This is a genomic window from Mycobacterium sp. FW102-FHT13B02, from assembly GCF_058790275.1.
Map to the genome: position 1 here is coordinate 134,865 of NZ_JBYTCM010000008.1, position 20,426 is coordinate 155,290.

General features: G+C 68.3%; 16 protein-coding genes and 1 pseudogene. 8 read left to right on the top strand and 9 right to left on the bottom strand.

The window, feature by feature from the left end; translation table 11 throughout:
* Positions 1 to 21: 21 nt before the first annotated feature.
* Positions 22 to 606, bottom strand: coding sequence for an MspA family porin (locus AC3WTE_RS16310; RefSeq protein WP_459370481.1), 585 nt, complete (start codon positions 604 to 606; stop codon positions 22 to 24).
* A gap of 389 nt (positions 607 to 995) precedes the next feature.
* Between AC3WTE_RS16310 and AC3WTE_RS16315 the strand changes: the two genes are divergently transcribed.
* The 3 genes from AC3WTE_RS16315 to AC3WTE_RS16325 all read left to right on the top strand — a co-directional run bounded on the left by AC3WTE_RS16315 (position 996) and on the right by AC3WTE_RS16325 (position 4,041).
* Complete coding sequence (locus AC3WTE_RS16315) at positions 996 to 1,763, top strand: glutaminyl-peptide cyclotransferase (protein ID WP_492439057.1); 768 nt, start codon at positions 996 to 998, stop codon at positions 1,761 to 1,763.
* A 60-nt stretch (positions 1,764 to 1,823) separates the two neighbouring features.
* Complete coding sequence (locus AC3WTE_RS16320; protein ID WP_492439058.1) at positions 1,824 to 2,741, top strand: alpha/beta fold hydrolase; 918 nt, start codon at positions 1,824 to 1,826, stop codon at positions 2,739 to 2,741.
* Positions 2,742 to 2,844: 103 nt separating this feature from the next.
* Positions 2,845 to 4,041, top strand: coding sequence for a permease (locus tag AC3WTE_RS16325; protein ID WP_492439060.1), 1,197 nt, complete (start codon positions 2,845 to 2,847; stop codon positions 4,039 to 4,041).
* Positions 4,042 to 4,097: 56 nt separating this feature from the next.
* On the opposite strand, the gene AC3WTE_RS16330 is transcribed toward AC3WTE_RS16325, so the two are convergent.
* The 3 genes from AC3WTE_RS16330 to cynR form a co-directional block, all read right to left on the bottom strand.
* Complete coding sequence (locus AC3WTE_RS16330; protein WP_492439062.1) at positions 4,098 to 4,724, bottom strand: maleylpyruvate isomerase family mycothiol-dependent enzyme; 627 nt, start codon at positions 4,722 to 4,724, stop codon at positions 4,098 to 4,100.
* Positions 4,725 to 4,887: 163 nt separating this feature from the next.
* On the bottom strand, positions 4,888 to 5,316 hold the full coding sequence (arr, locus tag AC3WTE_RS16335; RefSeq protein WP_492439064.1) for an NAD(+)--rifampin ADP-ribosyltransferase: 429 nt from the start codon (positions 5,314 to 5,316) through the stop codon (positions 4,888 to 4,890).
* Positions 5,317 to 5,493: 177 nt separating this feature from the next.
* Positions 5,494 to 6,402 carry a transcriptional regulator CynR gene (cynR, locus tag AC3WTE_RS16340; protein WP_492439065.1) on the bottom strand — a complete coding sequence of 303 codons (909 nt, stop codon included), beginning with the start codon at positions 6,400 to 6,402 and terminating at the stop codon, positions 5,494 to 5,496.
* Positions 6,403 to 6,509: 107 nt separating this feature from the next.
* Between cynR and AC3WTE_RS16345 the strand changes: the two genes are divergently transcribed.
* The 5 genes from AC3WTE_RS16345 to usfY all read left to right on the top strand — a co-directional run bounded on the left by AC3WTE_RS16345 (position 6,510) and on the right by usfY (position 10,564).
* A complete protein-coding gene (locus AC3WTE_RS16345) occupies positions 6,510 to 6,737 on the top strand; it encodes a hypothetical protein (protein WP_492439067.1) in 228 nt (75 codons plus the stop codon).
* A 51-nt stretch (positions 6,738 to 6,788) separates the two neighbouring features.
* Positions 6,789 to 7,259, top strand: coding sequence for a cyanase (cynS, locus tag AC3WTE_RS16350; protein WP_492439069.1), 471 nt, complete (start codon positions 6,789 to 6,791; stop codon positions 7,257 to 7,259).
* Between the two features lie 120 nt (positions 7,260 to 7,379).
* On the top strand, positions 7,380 to 8,432 hold the full coding sequence (locus AC3WTE_RS16355) for a hypothetical protein (protein WP_492439071.1): 1,053 nt from the start codon (positions 7,380 to 7,382) through the stop codon (positions 8,430 to 8,432).
* 356 nt (positions 8,433 to 8,788) lie between these two features.
* Positions 8,789 to 10,102, top strand: coding sequence for a L,D-transpeptidase (locus tag AC3WTE_RS16360; RefSeq protein WP_492439073.1), 1,314 nt, complete (start codon positions 8,789 to 8,791; stop codon positions 10,100 to 10,102).
* Between the two features lie 156 nt (positions 10,103 to 10,258).
* Positions 10,259 to 10,564, top strand: coding sequence for a protein UsfY (gene usfY / locus AC3WTE_RS16365; protein ID WP_492439075.1), 306 nt, complete (start codon positions 10,259 to 10,261; stop codon positions 10,562 to 10,564).
* Positions 10,565 to 10,576: 12 nt separating this feature from the next.
* Here usfY and AC3WTE_RS16370 read toward each other — a convergent pair whose 3' ends face one another.
* The 5 genes and pseudogenes from AC3WTE_RS16370 to recC all read right to left on the bottom strand — a co-directional run bounded on the left by AC3WTE_RS16370 (position 10,577) and on the right by recC (position 20,393).
* Positions 10,577 to 10,906, bottom strand: coding sequence for a GNAT family N-acetyltransferase (locus AC3WTE_RS16370; protein ID WP_492439206.1), 330 nt, complete (start codon positions 10,904 to 10,906; stop codon positions 10,577 to 10,579).
* A gap of 18 nt (positions 10,907 to 10,924) precedes the next feature.
* Positions 10,925 to 11,890: pseudogene (locus AC3WTE_RS16375) on the bottom strand (pirin family protein); the annotation flags it as partial.
* A gap of 120 nt (positions 11,891 to 12,010) precedes the next feature.
* Positions 12,011 to 13,732, bottom strand: a complete 1,722-nt coding sequence (gene recD / locus AC3WTE_RS16380; protein WP_492439208.1) for an exodeoxyribonuclease V subunit alpha — start codon at positions 13,730 to 13,732, stop codon at positions 12,011 to 12,013.
* Positions 13,733 to 13,773: 41 nt separating this feature from the next.
* Positions 13,774 to 17,085 (bottom strand): UvrD-helicase domain-containing protein, encoded by a 3,312-nt coding sequence (locus AC3WTE_RS16385; protein WP_492439077.1) that lies wholly within the window; start codon positions 17,083 to 17,085, stop codon positions 13,774 to 13,776.
* Positions 17,085 to 20,393 (bottom strand): exodeoxyribonuclease V subunit gamma, encoded by a 3,309-nt coding sequence (gene recC, locus AC3WTE_RS16390; RefSeq protein ID WP_492439079.1) that lies wholly within the window; start codon positions 20,391 to 20,393, stop codon positions 17,085 to 17,087. The genes AC3WTE_RS16385 and recC overlap by 1 nt, the downstream gene beginning before the upstream one ends.
* Positions 20,394 to 20,426 lie beyond the last annotated feature (33 nt).

Here is a 20,426-nt window from a genome sequence, read left to right on the forward strand (position 1 = left end):
GATGATTCGATTCCCCTTGCGTCAGATCTTGCTCGGGTCGCCGTAGATCGCGAACTCCGTGTGCGACTTGGCAGTCGAAATCCTCAGGTAGGCATAGGACCGAATGTTGACATCACCACCACAGGCGTCGGCCTTGATGTGAATGTTGTCGATGTCGAGCATCGCGGTGCCACTGTCGGACAGTGCCATGTTCGCCAACGGCAGATCCACGATCACACCCGGCTGGATCACCGTCTGCACGAACCCGGCCGCACCGATCGTGCCGCTGACCCCGGTCAATGGCAGCCCGGCCGAACCCGCCGCGCCACCGGTACCGCCGAGCTGCAGACCGGTCGAAACGTCGGACTGGCAACCCAACTGGTACCCCAGGATGAAGATGCTGTCGGTGATCGGGCTCGAGCCACCGGTCGCGGTCGCCGTTCCCGACGCGGTCACAAAGCCCTCCCGCGAGTTCACCGCCGCGGCCAGGTTCGGCACCGAATTGATCGACTCATGATCGATCTTGATCTGCAGATGCCACCCATCACGGCTGACCTTGTCGTACACCTGCGGAGCCATCTCGGCAGGGTCGGCATGCGCCGGCTGTACCTCTACCGCAGCGATCATGCAGATCGATGCTGCGGCGATGGCGGCGATGCGCTTCGGTGACAGTAAGGTCACTGGCCTGAGGAGAGACGGGTTTGCCATGCGGTGCCTCAGCTTTCGTTGCGGCCCAACGTGCCTGGTGCCCGTTCGGTCCTTGCCGCAGGGTCATATAGCCAATCGTTTGTTGCGCCTCTGTTATCTCATCGTTGCTTCGCTGCTAATCCGGATACTCCCATCACTTCTTCAGCTTGCCTCAAGGAAAAACACAGGTTGGTGGTGGAGCCGCAAGTCAAACGCATTGCACGTGGCCGGATCTCACCTCGCCGGCGTCGCCGCAGTGCAGTCGCGAAGCGGGTCCCCGCGCCGCGCTCGTCCGGGTCGAACGGGGTTCGGGTGATACTTTCACCGCCATGAGGCGGGTAGGTGCGTTGTTGATCGCACTGCTCGTCGTGTCCGCAGAAACCCCGGTGACGCGGGCGGATTCCGGAACCGTGACCCTGTTGCGCCCGGCGGTAGTGAGCCGTCTGGACCACGACCCAGATGCTTTCACCGAGGGGTTATTCAGCAGCGGCGCAACGGTTTACGAAAGTTCGGGGCTGGTCGGCCGCTCGCAGTTGCGGGAGTTGGATGCCGCCACCGGCCAGCTGCGCCGCGCCGCGCCGTTGCCGCCGGCATATTTCGGTGAGGGAATTGCAGATGACGGTGACCACATCTGGCAGTTGACCTACCAGAACGGCGTAGCCATCGAGTGGGACAAGGCCACGCTGACCATGCTGCGAGAAGTTCCCCTAGACGGCGACGGCTGGGGGCTGTGCAATGACGGTCAGCGTCTGATCCGCAGCGACGGGTCGGCCCGCTTGCATTTCCACCAGCTCGGCGACATGCACGAAACGGGCGTCATGACGGTCACCCACAACGGAGAACCGGTAACCGGGCTCAACAGTCTCACCTGCTTCGACAACCAGATCTGGGCCAACGTGTTTCCGGCCGACAGGATCGTCCAGATCGACGCGACCTCCGGCGTCGTCACGTCGCTGGTGTATGCCGACGGTCTGCTCGATGCGCCGCACAAGCCCGCCGACATACTCAACGGCATCGCGCACGTCGGCGCGGGGGAGTTCCTGCTCACCGGCAAGAATTGGCCCGCCATGTACCGGGTGCGGTTCACTCCGCTCTGACGCCCGCTCTGAGACCGATGTACGGCATGCGCGCACGGGGCGGTCGTTAGGATTTGACGCATGGTCGAGTCCACTTCGGATCAGGACGTCGTGCTCGACGTAGAGGGCTCCGGTGTGCAACCGCCGGTAGACCCGAAGATTCGCAAGCAGTTCGCGCTGCTCGAGCGTTTCGTGCCGCCCATCGGATCCCGGTGGGCCACCGAGCTGTGGTGCACGCCGCCGATCATCGAGCAGAGTCTGCGCATGCCGCCTGGCGTCGGGCCGGGCGCTCCGCTGGAAGCGCACTGGGACGGCCACCGCGTCGTCGGTGAATCCTGGGGCGACGGACCGCCGGTGTACCTGGTGCACGGCTGGGGCGGGCGCCGTCCCCACCTGGGGATGTTCGTCAAGCCGCTCGTGGCGGCCGGCTACCGCGTCATCGCCTTCGACCTGCCCAGCCACAACGAGTCCGACCCGGGTGCGCTCGCGCCGGGACGCACCACCGCCATCGAATGTGCCGATGCGGTCGCGGCCGTCATCCGGGAGCACGGGCCGGCCCACGCCGTCGTCGCGCATTCGCTCGGGGCCAACGCGACCACCATGGCCGCGGCCGTGAATGGCGCGAAGGTCGGCCGCCTGGTGCTGCTGGCGCCGATGGGCGACTACCCCATGTACCTGGACCTGTTCGCCGCCCGGCATAACTTCGGCCCGCGGATCCGGGCCGGCCTGCAGAGGCGACTGGTGCGCCGGATCGGCATGTCGCTGGAAGAGACGAACATGGTCAACCTCGCGGCGCGGGCGGGCCGCCCGCCGCTGCTGCTCGTCCACGACCCGGACGACCCGGACAGCCCCTATTCGTCGAGCGAGAAACTCGCTGCGTCGTGGCCCGGTGCCCAGCTGCTGACCACCAAGGGGCTCGGAAAGCTGGCCCATTACCGCATGCTGCGGCACCGCCCGGCGATCACCGCCGGCATCGACTTCATTGGCAGCCCGGTTTAAACCTCCGTCGAGCGTGGGGCATGACGAGGAGATCCGGCCGATTTTCCGCGCAAACCCCTCGCTCGGCGATTCGGATTGCCGCTGACGGGTTAACGTCACTGGGGTGGACGCCGTAATCGCCGCGATCGGTCACGCCTTGGCCCTGGCCGGTTCGATGACGTGGGAGATTCTCTGGGCGCTGATCCTCGGGTTCGCGCTGTCGGCAGTGGTGCAAGCTGTCGTCCGGAAGTCGACGATCGTGCGCCTGCTCGGCGACGACAAGCCGAAAACCCTGGCGATCGCGGCGGGGCTCGGTGCGGCATCGTCGTCGTGCTCGTACGCGGCAGTGGCGCTGGCCCGCTCGCTGTTTCGCAAGGGCGCCAACTTCACGGCCGCGATGGCGTTCGAGATCGGCTCCACCAACCTCGTCGTCGAGCTCGGCATCATCCTGGCCCTGCTGATGGGCTGGCAGTTCACCGCCGCGGAGTTCGTGGGCGGCCCGATCATGATCGTCGTGCTCGCGGTGTTGTTCCGGTTGTTCGTCAGGAGCCGGCTCATCGACGATGCCCGCGTGCAGGCAGAGCAGGGCATCGCCGGGTCGATGGAAGGCCATGCCGCGATGGACATGTCGGTGCAGGGCGAGGGCTCGTTCGCCAAGCGCCTGTTCTCGGCGCCCGGGTTCACTTCGGTGTCGCACGTGTTCGTCATGGAGTGGGCGGCAATCCTGCGTGACCTCATCGTCGGACTGCTCATCGCCGGGGCCATCGGCGCGTGGGTACCAAATGCGTTCTGGGAGAATTTCTTCCTCGCCGACGACCCGACGTGGGCCGCGGTCTGGGGGCCGGTCGTCGGGCCGGTGGTGGCGATCGTGTCATTCGTCTGCTCCATCGGCAATGTGCCGCTGGCCGCCGTGCTGTGGAACGGCGGCATCAGCTTCGGTGGCGTGGTCGCCTTCATCTTCGCCGACCTGCTGATCCTGCCGATCCTCAACATCTACCGGAAGTACTACGGCACCCGGATGATGCTGACGCTGCTGGCCACCTTTTACGTCTCGATGGTCGCGGCGGGCTATCTTGTCGAATTGCTTTTCGGCGCAACCGGTCTCGTCCCCACCCAGCGCAACGCCATGGTGATGGAGAGCGGCATCTCCTGGAACTACACCACCTGGCTCAACATCGCCTTCCTGCTGCTGGCCGCGGTGCTGGTGATCCGCTTCATCCGCACCGGCGGCATCCCGATGCTGCGCATGATGGGCGGCTCACCCGACTCCGGGCATGAGGGCCACGATCACCAGGCCGGCCACGAAGCTCATCCGCACTAGCCGATGTTCGGCACCGGTATCGCAGCATTGCGCGACCGGATCTTCTCGGCGGCTGACTAGCGCAGCCGCGCGGCGAGGGCCGGCCGGCCCGGGCCGCTCAATTCGTCGAGGACTGCCGGGCGACCGGTCATGGCCATCAGCAGTGCCTCGCCGGTGCCGGTCACTTCGGGTCCGCTGCCGTGTTCCCAATCGACATCGGTGGCCCGCAGATGCAGTCCCCTAATCCGCTTGCCGGCACCCAGTCTCGGATTGCCCGGGACGGCCGGCAGGATGCGCTCGAGTCGTTCGGCCGGGATGGTGCGTGGGTGACCGAGCGCGCGACGGATGTCCTGATGATGGACCGTCCCGTCCACCAGGCCGATCATCCCGCCGAATCCAGATGTCAGTCCTCGCGGACGCAGGTGTGCTTCCAGGAAGTCGACCAGCTGAGCAGGGGTGTACGACGCGAAGTCGTGAACGCCGACTTCATTGGCGCGCACGATCCGCCCGCGGACGAATCGCTGCAACAAACCGAATGTGCTGAGTTCCTCATAACTCACGAGGTGCGAGACAACGTCTTTCACCGACCACCCGGCGCAGAGGCTGGCGGCGTTCCAGTCGGCGTCGGACAACGTCCGCAGGTAGGCGGCGAGGTCGCGGCGCTCGTCGGTGGCCAGATCCATCGTCGACGGGTGCGCCGCCATCACGCCTCCTCTGCGACGACGTCGCTCTTGCGAATCGGTGTCACCTCGGTTGTCACGAGCGTTTCCCTTCTTCGTCGGCCAACCGCTTGAAGATCGTCCGTCTCGTGCGATCGGCGAGCGCGGCCCAGGGATCGATGGTTTCGTAAGTAATCATGCGTCCTCGTCAGTCGTAGATGACGGCGAGTCCACGGCGTTGGAGGTCGGCCAGGCCGTCGCGCATGACCTGTTGCTGTTCGGTCGAATGCCCGACCCAGTCGGCGAGTTCGCCGACGATTCGTACCGGCTCCCGGGTGCGGTAGGAGTGGGTCGGATTTCCCGGCAGCTTCTTGTCCGTCACATTCGGGTCATCCTCCACGTCGCCCTGTGGCTCGACGACGTAGATGCGGCAGCGGCCGTCGCCGGCCGCGAGTTCGGCTCCCCATGCCGCGGCATCCAGCGTCCGGGTGACGTAGACGTGGTTCGAGATCCGGCCCTCTTCGTAGTTCGACGCACGTCCGGGGAGCAGCAGATCGCCGACCGATAGATCGGCTCGGGTGCCGTGCAGCAGCGCCCCCGACTCGTGCACTTCAAACGGCTTCGGTGTGTTCGGCATGACATCCCCCATTCGTCGCAGCACCTGGCCGGACGATTGTGCGGCACGACCGGGGCCTTGCCGCAAGCCCCGGGGTCTGCCATAAATTGAGAGTGGGAGGACTGCTGTGCCCGACTGCTCCGGTGGGGCAGTAGCGCGAAATACGTTGCAGGACAACAACCGGGGTTCGGCGGTGAATCACCCGGGCGTCGCGTAACCCCGCGCGGCGACGAGTTCGTGGGTGAGCCGCACGAAGGCCGATGCCGCCGCACTCTGATAGCCGCCGTCCCGGCGCAGGAGGGCGACGGTGCGCGTCGGTATCGGCGGGTCCAGCGGCACCGGCGTCAGGTGCGGATGTTCGTGCGTGACGGCGTCGGGCAGGACCGTCGCCAGCGGCGTGCGCTGCACGATCTCGGTGAGGGCCTGGACAGAGTTGGCCTCGACGGTGATCCGCGGGTCAACGTGGTGCGCCGCAAAGTACGTGTCGATGTGCGTGCGAGTGAGGAAGTCGCTGCTCAGCAGGGCCAGGTGGACGGCGTCCAGCGCCCCGACGGGAAGCGGGGCCGGCAGGCTCCGGGCGCGTACACCGCTGGTCACGAGGCCGAGGTGCTCGGTGAACAGTGCGGCGGCGTCGATGCCGGGAACCGGAGTGCCGACGAACGCGATGCCAACGTCGAGGTCGTCGGCGAGCAGGCCCGCTTCGATGTTGTCCTGGGGCATCTCGGCCACCGTCAGGCTGATCCCGGGATGACGGGCGTACAGCTCGGCGGTGAGCGGGCCGATGAGATAGGTGATGAACGTCGGCGTGATCCCCAGGCGCAGGTGCCCGCGCGAGAGGTCTTGGACATCCTCGATGGCACGTTCGGCGGCGGCCAGCTCGCGGAGAGCACTGCGGGCGCGCTCGGCGAAGGCGGCGCCGGCATCGGTCAGTCGCACCGTGCGGCCACTGCGGTCGAGCAGCTGGACGCCGAGCTCATGTTCCAGCTGTTTGATCTGCTGAGAGAGCGTGGGTTGCGACACATATAGGTCTTCAGCGGCCCGGGAAAAGTTGCCGTGCTCAGCGACGGCGAGCAGATACCGCAGGTGACGGAGCTCGAGTCCGGCCATAACTTCAACTATAGACGCTGCCTATGGTTCACTTGAAATTCATCTATTGGACGTTATAGATGCTGTTCATGCATGGTGAATGCAGCAAGAAAGGAAGCATCATCATCATGAAGAACAACAACCTCGCCGCCGTGACAGCTGGACTGATCGGCGCTGGACTGGCCGCGGTCGGCATCGGTCTGGCCGCTCCGGCGCTGGCGGACAACGGGGGAACCGTGGCGCTGCCCGGGCCGGTTCCGGTGTATGCGCAGGACTCCTTCCTCGGCGGCGCCAACCCCTACGTGCCGTTCGGGACCAGCCCGATGGTGCCGTACGGCACCTGGGCGCAGCATTGATCCGGCACTGACGCCGCGTTCGCGAAGCCTCACCCCGGAAGGAAGCCCGCCATGATCCACGCACAGTTCGACCCCACCGCCCGTCAGCTCCTGGCTGCCGCCGCCGTCGAGGCCAAGACGCGTAAGGACCTGTCCTGGCAGCAGCTTGCCGACGCCGCCGGCCTATCCGTGGCGTTCACGACCGCGGCCATCCTCGGCCAGCATGCCCTGCCGGAAGAATCGGCCAAGGCCGTCGGTGCGCTGCTGGGACTGGACGAGGACGCGGTCCGGTTGCTGCAGACCATCCCGACCCGCGGCTCCATCCCGGGTGGCGTGCCCACCGACCCAACCATCTACCGCTTCTACGAGATGCTGCAGGTCTACGGCACCACCCTCAAAGCGCTGGTCCATGAGCAGTTCGGCGACGGCATCATCTCCGCCATCAACTTCCGGCTGGATGTGAAGAAAGTTGCTGACCCTGATGGTGGCGAACGTGCGGTCATCACCCTGGACGGTAAGTATCTCCCTACCGTCCCGTTCTGATTTCTGGCGCCGACTGGCTTAATATGGTCGTGCCGGTCACAGAAATTTTCGCAATAGCAAATTCTCGTGGCAAACTAGACGGAGGCCGCTGACGGCCTGCTTCGAGAGGATGGACGCAGCGTGGCGACGCACCTGAGGATGGCAGCGGTGACGTGGTTGGTCGCCGCACCGGTATTCGGTGCCGGATTGGCGCACGCTGCACCCCTTGACGTGCCGCTCGCTCCCGCTACGTCATCCGGTTCGGGTGGCGACAGCTCGGGCACTTCGCGTCCGGGCCTGCCGTCCATCGGGGACCTGGGTAGGACGCTCGGTGGGCTGACGTCCGCTGCGGCCACGGCAGGCACCGGCGCTCTCTCCAGCTTCGGCGTCTCGCCCTCGGGCAGCCAGCAACTGGCGCCCAAGTTCGGTGACGGGCGCAACGGCTCCAACATCGCGTCCACGAGTTCGTCCTCGAGTACGTCGACCAGTCAGCCGTCGGGCGCCGTCAACACAACCGTGAGCGCAGCTGCCAGCGAACCTGGGAACATTGCCGAAACCCCTGCGGTGGCATCGTCTGTTCAGTCGGTCTCCGCCTCGTTGCTCCAGGCGAGTGCCGCGGCCGGTCAGACCGCCGTCGTGGTGGCGGACGCACCCTTGGCGCCGGTGACGGCGTTGACGGGACCGCTGCCCGCGGCCATCGGCGACCCGATCGTCAGCGTGGCCGCATTGCCCGGATTTGCTGTGGCGCAGGCGCTGCCGGTGGTCAACGGGTTTACCGCCGCCGCGGCCTCGCTGACGTCGACCCTGACCACTCCGTTCCCCGGTGTCACGCCGGCCGTCCCCCTTGGGCGCGGGTTCGGTGTGCACGTCAGCCCGCCGGCATCCGGTGGGGCGCAGCTGGATTCACGTTTTGCCGGTCACGCCGACGGCATCGGCGAGCTGCCCACCGGCGGACCTGCCCCGGCGGATCGGGTTTTCGCGGCGGACAACGCGCTCGTCGCGGCGGCGCCATACCGGGCCGGATACCCGGACGACCTCCGTGCGGCCGGTCTCGGTGAGGTCGCCGCCGTCGCGGTTCCCGGCTTCACCGGCTTGCTGGTGCTGACGGGCGCGGGCGGGCTGATCGGCTTCCGGCAGGCCCGCGCCGGCCGCGCGATGCACAGCGGATCTCTCACGCGATTTGCCGGGCGGTAGCCCTTTCGCCGGGCCCTGAATTCACGACGCAGAGCGCGCTCTGCGTCGTGAATTATTCTGGCGCCGAACATATTTGGACGCAGTAGGGCCGGCGTTACCCAAAGCTGTTGGGATGCCGTATGTTTGGCGGAATCGCCGGGCCGGTCGGCCGCCGCCGACCTCCGGCGAAACACCCCCGAACCGGCATCTAGCACACATCGGCGAGCGTTTGCCAGCCGACACGCCGAGGCGGCGCCGTGGTGAATTCAGGGCGAGCTTTACACGACGTGCAAAGAACCCTGCCGACCGCTTACTCTGATGCGGTACCTCGAGTACACAAATCAGACAATTCCTGGCCGACGCCGAACTTTGGAGCTGTGTTGACGTCATCCCGCCGTGTCCGTGGCGCCTGGCTGGCCGCTGCGCTGGCCGTCCTTGCCGTGCTCGGTGGGACCGTGGTGTCGTCGACGTCGCGCTGCCAGGAGGGTTGCAAGGTGGTCGCCGCGGCGCGCGATCTGTCCGTCTCGCAGCCGGCCGCACCCGCGCCAGCCGTACTGGCCGTCACACCGGCCGGTGGGGCGAAAGACGTCAGCCCGGCCGCGCCCGTGAATGTCACCGCCACGAGCGGCACCATCACCGCGGTGACGATGGTCAACGGCGCCGGAAAAGAGATTCCCGGGACCCTCGCACCCGACGCCAAGACCTGGACGCCCGCGGAGCAGCTGGGCTACGGCCGCAAGTACACCATGACCATCGAAGCGCGCGGGCCCTCGGGCATGCCGTCGCGACAGACCTCCAGCTTCACCACGCTGGACCCCACCTACCAGACGGCGGTGTACCTCAACACCGTGTCCGGCGCCTCCCTCAAGGATGGGGAGACCTACGGCATCGGCACGGTCGTCGTCGCGCATTTCGACGAGAAGATCGAAGACAAAGCCGCCGCTGAGCGCAATCTCGTCGTCACCACCAACCCGCCGGTGCCGGGCTCGTGGCACTGGGTCGACGATGCCAACGCGCACTGGCGACCCGAGAAGTACTTCGCGCCGGGCACGACGGTTGACGTCGCGGCCAAGATCTACGGGGTCAGGGTCGGCGACGGTACCTACGGCCAGCAGGACGAGCACGTGTCGTTCCGGATCGGCAACGCCCACGTCTCGGTCGCCGACGACCACACCCACCAGGTCAGCGTCTTCGACAACGGCAAGCTGGTGCGCACCATGCCGACTTCCATGGGCATGGGCGGTACCGAAACCATCGGCAACACCGTCATCTCGTTCTGGACGCCGCCGGGTGTCTACACCGTGATGGACAAGGCCAATCCGGTGATCATGGACTCCTCGACGTTCGGCCTGCCGATCGGTAGCCGCCTCGGCTACAAGGAGACCATCCCGTGGGCTACCCGGATCAGTCATGACGGCATCTACCTGCACCAGCTGAACGCGACCATCTGGGCGCAGGGCAAACAGAACACCTCGCACGGCTGCCTGAACCTCAACAGCGAGAACGCCAAGTGGTTCTACGATTTCTCGGTGCCCGGCGACGTCGTCGAGGTGAAGTTCACCGGCGGCCCGCCACAGATGCTGAGCCAGAACGGCGACTGGAGCATGCCGTGGGACCAGTGGGTGCGCGGTTCCGCGCTGACGCCGCCGCCCGCGACACCCGCGCAGGCCGCGCCGCTGCCGCCGCGCTAGCAACTTCTGAGTAGTCGCCCAAACCGCCCATTTTCACCCGGAGGGCCGTCGGACCGTGTGTCCTCGGCGGGGTGGTGGGGTCCAGTGTGAACTATCTCACTATGGCCGGTATTTGGGCGTAGCCTTAGAGCATCTTCTGCAAGAAGGGAGACGCGAATGAAAGGCGCGTACCACGATCCGGTGGATCATTCCCGAACCACTCAGCCTCACGCCGGTGAATCCTTCATCGACACGCTGTGGCTTCCTGGCCTGGGCCTGATCGCACTCGGCATCGTCACCATCGCCGGCTTCGTCTTCGCAACCGCATACCACCGCGCGGACCTCGAGTTACCGCTCGGCCTGATCGCGGGCGCGTTGGTCACCGCGGGGGCACTCGTCATCACGCTCGAGCACCTGCGGGTCAACCGAGTCGAACAGCGTTGGCTGGCCGACCATCCCGAACGGCGCCTGCACGCAGGCTGACCGTCCGGCGGTTTAATGCGGCAGCAGCCGCAGAATCTCAGGCGTCCGCGGATCGAGGATGTCGTCGAAGTCGTGGTGCTTCTCGACGTACGCCTTGACCATGGGGCAGATCGCCACGATGCGCTTGCCCTGTTGCCGGGTGGTCGCCAGCGCTTGGGCAATCAGCACAGTGGCCAGTCCGCGCCCGCCGAACGCCGGATCGATTTCCGTGTGGTAAAAAACCCGCTGCTCACCGTGCTCGACGAAAGCGGTGAGCCCCACGGGCTTTCCGTCGACCGCGATGCTGAACCGATCGGCTTCCTGGGTCACGTCGACGGGTGCGCCGTTCTTGTCGGTGAGCATCACTCGGGCCTTTCCTCCGGTGGGCGGTTTCCGCGGGACCAGGCGGGTGGTCGGGAGCGGGGGAGCGGGCAACCGCGCCGGGCCACCCTGATACCCGATGACTTCGCCGAATTGTGCGGATTCGGCCTGCCACTTATTGCGGTACTCGACGATCTCCTCGTGCGTGCGGCCGACGAAGTTCCACCACATCAGCAGTTCTTCGGTGAACGGCCTACCACCGAGGATGACGGCGCGCGCCGGTTCGGCACCGGTGTTGGCGAGCGTCAGGCGCGTGGATCCGACGCCCTGGTAAGCCATTTCGGCCGGCTGCACCGGCGTATCGGCGACGGTCAGCGCGCCCTGATCGAGCAGTACGGCGTGCTCGAACGTCGGGTCGACCTCGAACTCGACGGTGGCGCCGGCCGGTAGATCGACCTGAGCGCCCAGCAGCGGAGTGTGCGTGTGCACCGGCGACTGCTGCCCGGCCAGTGTGCCGAGGAACACCGATACCGTGGCGTCGCTGAATGAGACCGGTTGCGGCGCATAGTGATCGAAGTTACGGGGGCCGTGGCGCGCGGCGTCCGGCAGCGCGACCCACAACTGCACTCCGTGCAGGATGGTCGTCGCCGGCGTGGAGACCTCCGAGTGGCAGATGCCGGCGCCGGCGGTCATGAGGTTCAGCTCGCCGGGCCGCACCATCTCGTGCACACCATGCGAGTCGCGGTGTTCGATCTCGCCGCTGAACAACCAGCTGACCGTCTGCAGGCCGGTGTGCGGGTGCGGCGGGACATTCATGCCGGCCTGGGTCCGGACGTCTTCCGGGCCGTAGTGGTCGGCGAAACACCACGCGCCGACGAGCGAACGATCACGTTGCGGCAGGGTGCGACGGACCTGCATCGCCCGCGGGCCACCGAGTGGCACCTCACGAGGCTGGAGAATCTCGATGCGGTTGGGAGGCCCGGCGGCACAGTCGTATTCGACGGGCTCCGCCTCAAGATTGCTCACGCTCCGCCTTTCTCGTGCGTACCATCGTCGCGTTCGCTCCGACCATACCTGCGCCCCTCGACCACCGGATGCTGGCGGCAGTGGCGACCGCTGTCACCTAGGGCCGCCGCTGGGGCGGCCCTAGGTACTGGCCCGCAGCCGGTCCCGCAGCCCGGACGCGCGCAGTGCCTGCCGCTGCACCGCGGCCCGAACCTCGTCGGCCGACCCGACGATGCGCACCTTCTTCTTCGCGCGCGTGACGGCGGTGTAGAACAGCTCGCGGGTCAGCAGCCGGGAGTCGGCGGGCGGCAGGATCACCGTCACCTCGTCGGCTTGTGAGCCCTGGCTCTTGTGAATGGTCAGTGCGTACATGGTCTCGACGTCGACGATGCGGCTCGGCGAGAACTGTTGCGTCGCAGTCGCTCCGGCGATGTGCACCTGCACGCCGTCAGGACCTGCGGTGACCAGCCCGGTGTCGCCGTTGTAGATGCCGAGCGCGTAGTCGTTGGCGGTGACCAACAGCGGGCGGCCCGGGTACCACGGCGACCACGTGGCCTGCCCGGTTTCGTCGGTGAGCCAGCGTTCCACCTGGTGGTTCCAGTGCCGAACCCCGTACGGGCCGTCGCGGTGCGCACACAGCAGTCGGTGCTCGTCCATGGCGGCGAGGCCGTCGTCGCCGGCGCCCCGTAGCGCGCACTCGCGGACCTTGAGCGCGTGACTCGCCAGTACCGGGCGCAGCACCGCGGCCGGGTCGGCATCCTCGACGAACTCGATTGCGGCGTCCCCGGCGCGCAGCAGCGTCAGCACCTGATCGGTGTCGCCGGCCCGGATCGCCTCGGCCAGGCCGCCGATGGCCGCCCCGAACCGGTGCGTGGTACGCAGCGCGGCAATCTTGATGGACGGATGATCGGCCAGCCCGTCGACCAGGTCGGCCAGCACGGCGCCGGCCTGCACCGAGGTCAGCTGGTCGGGATCGCCGACCAGCAGCAGCCGGGCGTCGGGCCGCACGGCTTCGAGCAGCCGGGCCATCAGGGTCAGCGACACCATGGAGGTTTCGTCGACAACGATGACGTCGTGCGGCAACCGGTTGCCGCGGTGATGCTTGAACCGCGAGGCGCTGTCGGGGCGCCGGCCGAGCAACCGGTGCAGCGTGACGGCGCGCAGTCCGCTGAGCCGCTCCTGATCGGCGGCCTCGAGCCGGGCCACCTCTGCCGTGACGGCCTCCTGGAGCCGGGCGGCGGCCTTCCCGGTCGGCGCCGCGAGTGCGATGCGCAGCCGGGCCGGGTGCGCGGCCTGCGCCAGGAGCGCGAGCAGCCGGGCCACGGTCGTGGTCTTGCCGGTGCCGGGGCCGCCGGTCAGAACGGTCACCGGCTGGGTCAGCGCGAGTTGCGCGGCGGCCCGCTGCTCGGCGAAACGCGCTGGCGGGAAAAGGCGTTCGAGTTCTGTGCCGGTGATGGCGGGGGACGCGTGTGCAGACAGCGCCAGCAGGTCGGCGCACACCTGCTGTTCTTCGCGCCAGTAGCGATCGAGATACACCAGCCGCTCGTGGTCCAGCCGGATGGCCGTGCCCGTCAACGAACTGCCCGCGACCGCGGCGATCAGTTCGTCGGGCGCCGGCCACGGTAGCTCACCGTCGCCGGCCCCACTGCCGATGTCCTCGGCGACGGTGGCGAGGTCCACACACACCGAGCCTTCCCGCAGCGCCCGGACCGCCAATGCGACTGCGAGCGCAACGACTTCGCTGGGCTCTTCTGCCAGCGCGCAACAACGCCCCGCGACATGTACATCGGCGGCATTGAGCACGCCGGCGGCGTTGAACGTCGCCAGCAGGCCGGTGGCCGCCGGCACCTGCCGCCAGTCCATCGGGTCGGGCAGCCGGTCCGGTGTCGTCTCCAGCGGCGCGGTCATGACTGCGTCCCGCGGTCCAACAGGTCGGACAGCCGACTGACCAGCTGGACCGGCGGCTGCCAGCTGAACACCCCGCATGGGTGACCGTCGACGATGGGAGTCTGGGCTCCGCACATACCCCGCACGAACAGATAAGCCACGCCGCCCAGGTGCCGGCCGGGCACGTAGCCGGGCAGTCGCCACCGCAGGAATCGGTGCAGCACAACCGAATACAGCAACGCCTGCAGTGGGTAGTCGGAGTGCATCATGGCCTCGGCGAGCCGGGGCGCGGTGTAGTCGGCCGCGGTGTTCTCGGTCCCGAAATCGCCGAGCCGGTTGGTCTTGTAGTCGACCACCAGGTACTTGTGGCCGCTTTCGTCCGGGATGCGCAACACCGCGTCGATGGACCCCGACAGGTACCCGTGCAGCCGCTGGTGTGCCAGGGGTTCGCCCTGCAACCGGGCGCCGTAGGCCGACAACGGATCCGACGCCGGCAGCAGCTCGCTCAGCAGCGCGCCCACGTCGCCGAGCCGGATGTCGCGGGCGGCGTCGGGCCGGTCCTGGCCGCCGCCGAGGGGCATCTCGAAATCCAGCTCCCGCAGCCGGTCTGGCAGCCCGATCTGTCGCAGCGTCAGGCCCGGCGCCAACGGGCCCAGCGGGGTGTCGTGCATCGGCACCAAGGCCGTGGCCAATTCCTCCGTCGGCACCTCGACGTTCCACAATCCGGTCTGCTCGTCGATGCGGGCGGCCAGCTCGGCCATGAGCTCGGCGGCCAGGGGGTCGGCCCGCTCGAGCACGGCATGCACGAGAGAGCCGAAGGCGGCACCGGCCGGCAAGTGCGCCATGGGCGACGGCACATCACCGGCCAGGGGCCCGGGGGGCGCCTCGCTGACAACCTCGGCAGATTCGTCGTCCCGGAGGGCGGCGTCCGGCTCGCTGCTCACGGCCTGCCCGTCGTCGTGCACGACGCGCACCAGTGCCGAGTACGACGTCCGGCGCCAATGGGTGTCGATGCTCCGGTGGAAATGCCGCACGTCCAGGTCCGTGGGTGCCTCCCGGCGTGGTGGTGCCATCGGCGTGACGGGCTCGGCCGCCTCGACCACCGGGCCGCCGGCGTGCTCCCACGCGGTGAAGCAGGCCATCGCATCGTCGTCGGAAAGCGTCTGCGGAACAACAGAATCCGGTACCGCGGTGGCACCGGGGCGGCGTCCCCGTAGTAGCCGGGACAGGCCCCCGTTCTGCTCGTCGCGCGACGGCGCCCACCACGCCACCACCTGCGACTGGGCCCTGGTCAGCGCGACATACGTGAGCCGGACGTTGTCCCCGGCGGTCTCGGCCAGGCCGGCCTGCTCGGCGGCGGGCCGGTCGGGCGCCCCGGCGCCGCCGACATGCAGACAACGCGTGCCGTCGGCGTCATGGAAGCGCAGCACCGTGTCGGTCTTGACGAACCGGTTGAACCCGAACGGCAGGTACACCACCGGGAACTGCAGCCCCTTGCTGCGCCACACCGTCATGATCTGCACGGCCGCTGCGTCGCTGTCCAGCCGGCGGTTGCGCTCGGCCGGGCCACCGCGGTCCTTGATCTGGCGGCGCAGCCAATCACGCAGGGCAGGAAGGTGAAAACGCTCGCGGTGGGCGGTTTCGTGCAGCAGTTGGCTCACGTGCGCCAGGTCGGTCATGTGCCGCTCCCCACCGCGGTGTCCGAGCACCCGTTCGGGCAAACCCTGGGAGACCGCCGACTCGAACACCGCCGCGATACCCCGATCCCTGGCCAGCCCGGCCCACTGCCGGACCGTGGTGGTGACCTGATCGGTCAACTCGTCGCCGCCGGCCGCCAGATCGGCGGCGCGGTAGCCGAAGAACATGGTGGTCGCGGCGGCCCGCACCACGCCGCTGCGATTGGGGGTGTCGAAGGCATCGAGCAGCCGCAGCCACTCCGCCGCCGCGGCCGAGGCGAACACATCGGTGTCACCCGAATACACCACCGGAATGCCCAAATCCAGCAACGCATCCCGGCACGGTATGGCGTCGAGGCCGCTGTCGACGATCACCGCGATGTCGCCGGCGGTCAGCGGCCGGCCGTCGAACTGCGCACCACTGGCCAGCAGCACCGAGATGTCGGCGGCCAGGTCCTTGGCGATGTACGGCCGCAACTGGCCGATCGGAACCATCTTGCGCTGCGGCGTCCCGAACTCCGTGCGCGCCACGACCCGCAGCCGGAAGGGATCGCCCCGCGGCGCACCCGTGAGTCGGTGCCGTTCGGTGCGGGCCTCGATGGGGTGCACCACGATGTCCACGTCGCCGAGGGCCGCACCCTTGAGCAGGGTTTGCAGCCGGTCCACCAGAACCTTGTCGCTGCGCCAGTTCTCGGCCAGCGTCAGTCTCTGGTCGGCGCTGCGCGCGGCATCCAGGTAGGTGACGATGTCCCCGCCGCGGAACGCGTAGATGGCCTGCTTCGGATCGCCGATCAGGACGACGGCGCTGTGCCCGACGAAGGCCCGGGAGATCACCTGCCACTGCACCGGGTCGGTGTCCTGGAACTCGTCGACCATGACGATGGGCCAGCGCCGGCGCATCCGGTCACGCGCCGGTGCGCCGGATTCCTCCAGCGCGGTGGCGAGCCGGCTCAGCAGATCGTCGAAGCTCAGCACGCCCAGCCGGCGCTTGCGGCGTTCGAGTTCTTCGAGCACCCCGGCAGCGAACGACAAGCGTTCCGCCGCAACACTGTCGGGATCGGCGGTTACGGGACGAAGCTGTGCACTGGGATCGCCGGCGACCCGTTTGGCCAGCTCCAGCGCCTCGGCGAAGCTCAGCGCGGGTTCGTCGCGCTGGTCTGCGTACGTGGTCAGGTACAGATCCGAGACGATCTCGCCCACCAGATCGTCGAGGCTCTCCACCAGCTGGGCGCCCGAATCGGTGTCACCGGCGATGCCGAGCGAGCGCAGCACGAGCCCGCAGAACTCATGGGTGGTGGCGATGGTCGCGGCGTCGAAATCCGACAGTGCGTCGCGCAGGCGGCTGCGGCGCTGGGCCAGCTCGGCGGGCGCCGCGGCGGCCAGATGGCGGATCAGGTCGTCGGCGTCCGCGGGCGGATCATCCAGCGCGGCAACGGTCTTGACCAGTTGAGCGCGCACCCGCTCCCGCAGTTCCCGGGTGGCCGCACGACTGAACGTGATCAGCAGCATCTCGTCCAGCTTGGCGGCGCCCTCGGCGATGTACCGCGTCACCAGACCGGCCAGGGCATAGGTTTTGCCCGTCCCGGCGCTGGCTTCCAGCACCGTTGTCGTCGCTCGCTGCGGCAGTGGGCCGAGCAGATCGAACGCGTCCATCAGATCCGCCGTTCCGCATCGAGCAGCGGCCGCCACAGCCGGGACGCGTAGGCCCCGAGGCGCGTGTTCTCCCCGGGGACGGCGATCTCGTCGGGCCGCGGCGCATCGAGCAGAACGTGCAACGGTGCGCCCGGTCCCCACACCTCGACGTACTCGGCGCCGTCCTTCTCCCAGCGCCATTCCGACTCGGCGCCCCGTTCCGGCACCGGGTCGTCGGATTGCCGCGCCCGCGCCCATTCCAGTGATGTCTTCAGCGGCAGCGGCAGCGGTTCGCACCGGCCGGCGTCGTAGATCGCCACCAGGTCATGCAGCACCGACAGCGGTTGCTCCGGTGGCTGATACGCCATGGCCGCCATGGTGTTCCGTGGACCGCGGCCGATGCAGTAGGCCTCCCACTCCCGCTCCGGCGCGCTCGCGGCCAGCGCAACGAGGGTGACCCAGGCCTGCAGCCGGTGTTTGGCTCCCAGCTTCGAATACGTGACCGCCACGGTGCGGTCCTGCCACAGCGGGGCGACGGTGCCGGTGAGTCTGCGGCCCTCACCGAGGTCCACGTCGATGTCCAACGCGCTCGGCTCGCCCCGCTGCAGCGTTCGCGCGGCCGTCGCCAGTTCCATCGCCTCGCCGCGGATTTCGCGGGCCTGACGCCAGCCGAGGTGTCCCGGCGGCAGCGTGCCGCGCCGCCATTCCGCGCCGATGACGAAGTCGGGTTCCCGGCCGATCTTCAGATCGTCGAGCATGCGTTCCCCGACCGCCCACTTGCCGAGGCCGTCGATGGCAACCGGCATTTCGTCGGACACTTCGTCGGCGTCCCACGGCAGGGTGTAGTCCAGCGCCCGGAAAAAGCCCCGGACGGGGTTCGCGAAGAACCGCAGCAGCTCGGCCAGCTCGACGTCGCCGCACGGCGACTGGTCCAGCGGACCCTCGATCAGCCGCGGCTTCGGCCGGCGCTCCCCGAGAACGGACCGGGCCCCGCGCAGTGCTGCCGGGTCATAGGTGAACGGCCGGCCGGGTACCAGCCGACCACGGGCGACGGTGCGAATATCGAAGGGCTGCAACGGGTGATCGGCCACGACGCGGTCGCGGACGGATTCAGTCTGGTCGACGGTCCGGGCTGAGGTGTTCTCCACCGCATCGAGCAGCTCCTGCACGGGGACCGCGGGCGGACGGTGCTCACCGGAGTGCTCGTCGGTGCCGGTGTACGTGATAACCAGGGTGTCGGTGGCCGAGCAGATGGCGTCGAGCAGCAATTGCCGGTCCTCGGAGCGGATGTCGCGTTCTCCGGTCAGCGGGTGACGGGCCAGGACGTCGTCGCCGTCGGCGATGTTGGTGCGCGGGAAGACGCCGTCGTCGAGCCCGACCAGGCACACCACGCGGTGTGGCACCGAGCGCATCGGGACCATGGTGCACACCGTCAGGGTGCCGGTACGGAAGTTGGCGCGCGTCGGGCGGCCGGCCAGTTGCCGGCGCAGCAGCGAGCGGACATCGGGCAGCCGCAACATCGTGCCGGACCGAGACCCCGCATGCGTCAACACTTTCGTCAGTTCCCGGTCCAGCTGCGTCTGCTGCCATTGCTCGTCGAGGCCGACCCGGGTGAGCTGCGCGATGCCGTCCCGCAGCACCTCGACCCAGCCGTCCAGAGGCTGCGCGCCGGCGAGGCGGTCGACGACGCCGCGCAGCCTCTGCACGTACTCCGCCAGCCGGCCCGCCAGTTCGACCCGGTTCGAGTCGACGTCGTCGAGCGGCAGGGCGGTGCCCAGCCAGCCCTGAGAATCGTCGGACATCGCGGTGCCGACGAGCAGCCGGTCGACACCGAACTGCCAGGTGTTCTGCGGGTACCGCTGCAGGTCGTAGGGACTGCGGTGCGGCGCGTCGAAACCCCACCGAATACCCGCTGCGCCAACCCATTCGGTGATGGTCGCCAGGTCGTCGTCGCCGAAAGCGAAGCGGCGGCGCACCGGGTCGCCATGTGCCAGGCTCAGCACCGAGCTGGCGGTGGCCCGGCCGTCCGCGATGTCGAGCAGTTCGGCGAGCACGCCCAGTAGCGGATTGGTCTGGGTGAGCGCGCGGTCGGCCAACCGAACTCGCAGACCCTGGGCCGGATGGCTGAGGTCGGCATGCTCACCCGCCCCGAACGCGGCGGTGATCAGCGGTGCGTAGGTTTCGATGTCCGGGCACATCACCAGGATGTCGCGCGGCTGCAGGGTCTCGTCGTCGTCGAGCAGGCCGAGCAGGACGTCGCGCAGGACGTCGATCTGGCGCGCCGCACCGTGACAGCGATGGATCTGGATGGAGCGGTCGTCCTTCGTGAGGTGCCGCTGCGCTGGCCGCACTTGGTCGGCCGAGATGTCGGACTGCAGCCAGCCCAACAGCGTGTCCGGAAATCCGGCGCGGGGATGGAACCGATCGGTCTGCGCGGCGGGCAGGCCGCGTTGCAGCTCCCGCACATCGCGGCCGAGCGTCTGCAGCAGTGGATGTCCGACCCGCAATCGGCTGGTGTCGGTGCGTCGGGCCTCCTGCCCGTGCAGGCCGGACAGCTCCTGCCACAACGGGTCGCTGGGGTGTGGCAGCCACAGGTGCAGATCGTGGTGGGTGGCCAGTGCTCCGAGTAGTTCGAGGTCGGCCGCGGGTAGCCGGGTGTGGCCGAACAAGGACAGGCGGGCCGGCAGCTCAGACGGTGAATGACGAAGGCGGGCAATTGTTTTCGCCTGCCGCACCGGGGGCGGGTCGGCGGCGATCCGGTCGGCCGTCGCGCGCCACAGGTGCGGTTGCCAGCGCAGGTCGGCGTCCAGATGGCCGCCCGCGCCATCGGCACTGCCGCCGTCCAGCCAGTTCGCGAGCATCGCGGGCCGGGCCTTGGCGTAGGTGTCGAACAGGCCCGCCAGCCGCCGGGCCACCGCGTAACGACGGCCCTGCCGCAGCTGGGTCTCCTCAGGGCTGCCCTGCTCGGTGTAGCCCAGGTGCGCGGCGAGGGCGTCTGCCCAGCGGTGGTCCGCACCGAGGTCGTCGAGCACTTCCAGCAGTGGCCACACCATGGCGTCGGGGTCCCATTGGTTGCCGTCGGTGGTCCCGGTGACCTCGGCGAGAAGCGATGTGGGGGAGCGGAATTCGATGCCCGCGCAGACGCCGTCGGCGGCCGCGCCGGTGCCCAGCACATGAGACAGCTGCTGGCTGAGCCAGCGCTCCATACCGCGCGCGGACACCAGGACGAGCTCGGCGGCGAACGGATCCGCCAACGGTTCGGCGAGCAGCGCACCGAGCCCGGCGGCCAACGCGCCGGTGTCCTCGGCTCGGTGCAGATGTAGCGCCATCGGACCACCCTAGGTCGGGATACCGACAGCTTC

Bases quoted from the DNA above. Each gene is read 5' to 3' on its own strand.
- arr (WP_492439064.1), bottom strand. From the start codon at position 5,316: ATGCCGAACACACCGAAGCCGTTTGAAGTGCACGAGTCGGGGGCGCTG.
- AC3WTE_RS16345 (WP_492439067.1), top strand. From the start codon at position 6,510: ATGAAGAACAACAACCTCGCCGCCGTGACAGCTGGACTGATCGGCGCT.
- recD (WP_492439208.1), bottom strand. From the start codon at position 13,732: ATGGACTGGCGGCAGGTGCCGGCGGCCACCGGCCTGCTGGCGACGTTC.
- cynR (WP_492439065.1), bottom strand. From the start codon at position 6,402: ATGGCCGGACTCGAGCTCCGTCACCTGCGGTATCTGCTCGCCGTCGCT.
- recC (WP_492439079.1), bottom strand. From the start codon at position 20,393: ATGGCGCTACATCTGCACCGAGCCGAGGACACCGGCGCGTTGGCCGCC.
- AC3WTE_RS16315 (WP_492439057.1), top strand. From the start codon at position 996: ATGAGGCGGGTAGGTGCGTTGTTGATCGCACTGCTCGTCGTGTCCGCA.
- usfY (WP_492439075.1), top strand. From the start codon at position 10,259: ATGAAAGGCGCGTACCACGATCCGGTGGATCATTCCCGAACCACTCAG.
- cynS (WP_492439069.1), top strand. From the start codon at position 6,789: ATGATCCACGCACAGTTCGACCCCACCGCCCGTCAGCTCCTGGCTGCC.
- AC3WTE_RS16385 (WP_492439077.1), bottom strand. From the start codon at position 17,085: ATGGACGCGTTCGATCTGCTCGGCCCACTGCCGCAGCGAGCGACGACA.
- AC3WTE_RS16330 (WP_492439062.1), bottom strand. From the start codon at position 4,724: ATGGCGGCGCACCCGTCGACGATGGATCTGGCCACCGACGAGCGCCGC.
- AC3WTE_RS16310 (WP_459370481.1), bottom strand. From the start codon at position 606: ATGATCGCTGCGGTAGAGGTACAGCCGGCGCATGCCGACCCTGCCGAG.
- AC3WTE_RS16320 (WP_492439058.1), top strand. From the start codon at position 1,824: ATGGTCGAGTCCACTTCGGATCAGGACGTCGTGCTCGACGTAGAGGGC.
- AC3WTE_RS16370 (WP_492439206.1), bottom strand. From the start codon at position 10,906: ATGCTCACCGACAAGAACGGCGCACCCGTCGACGTGACCCAGGAAGCC.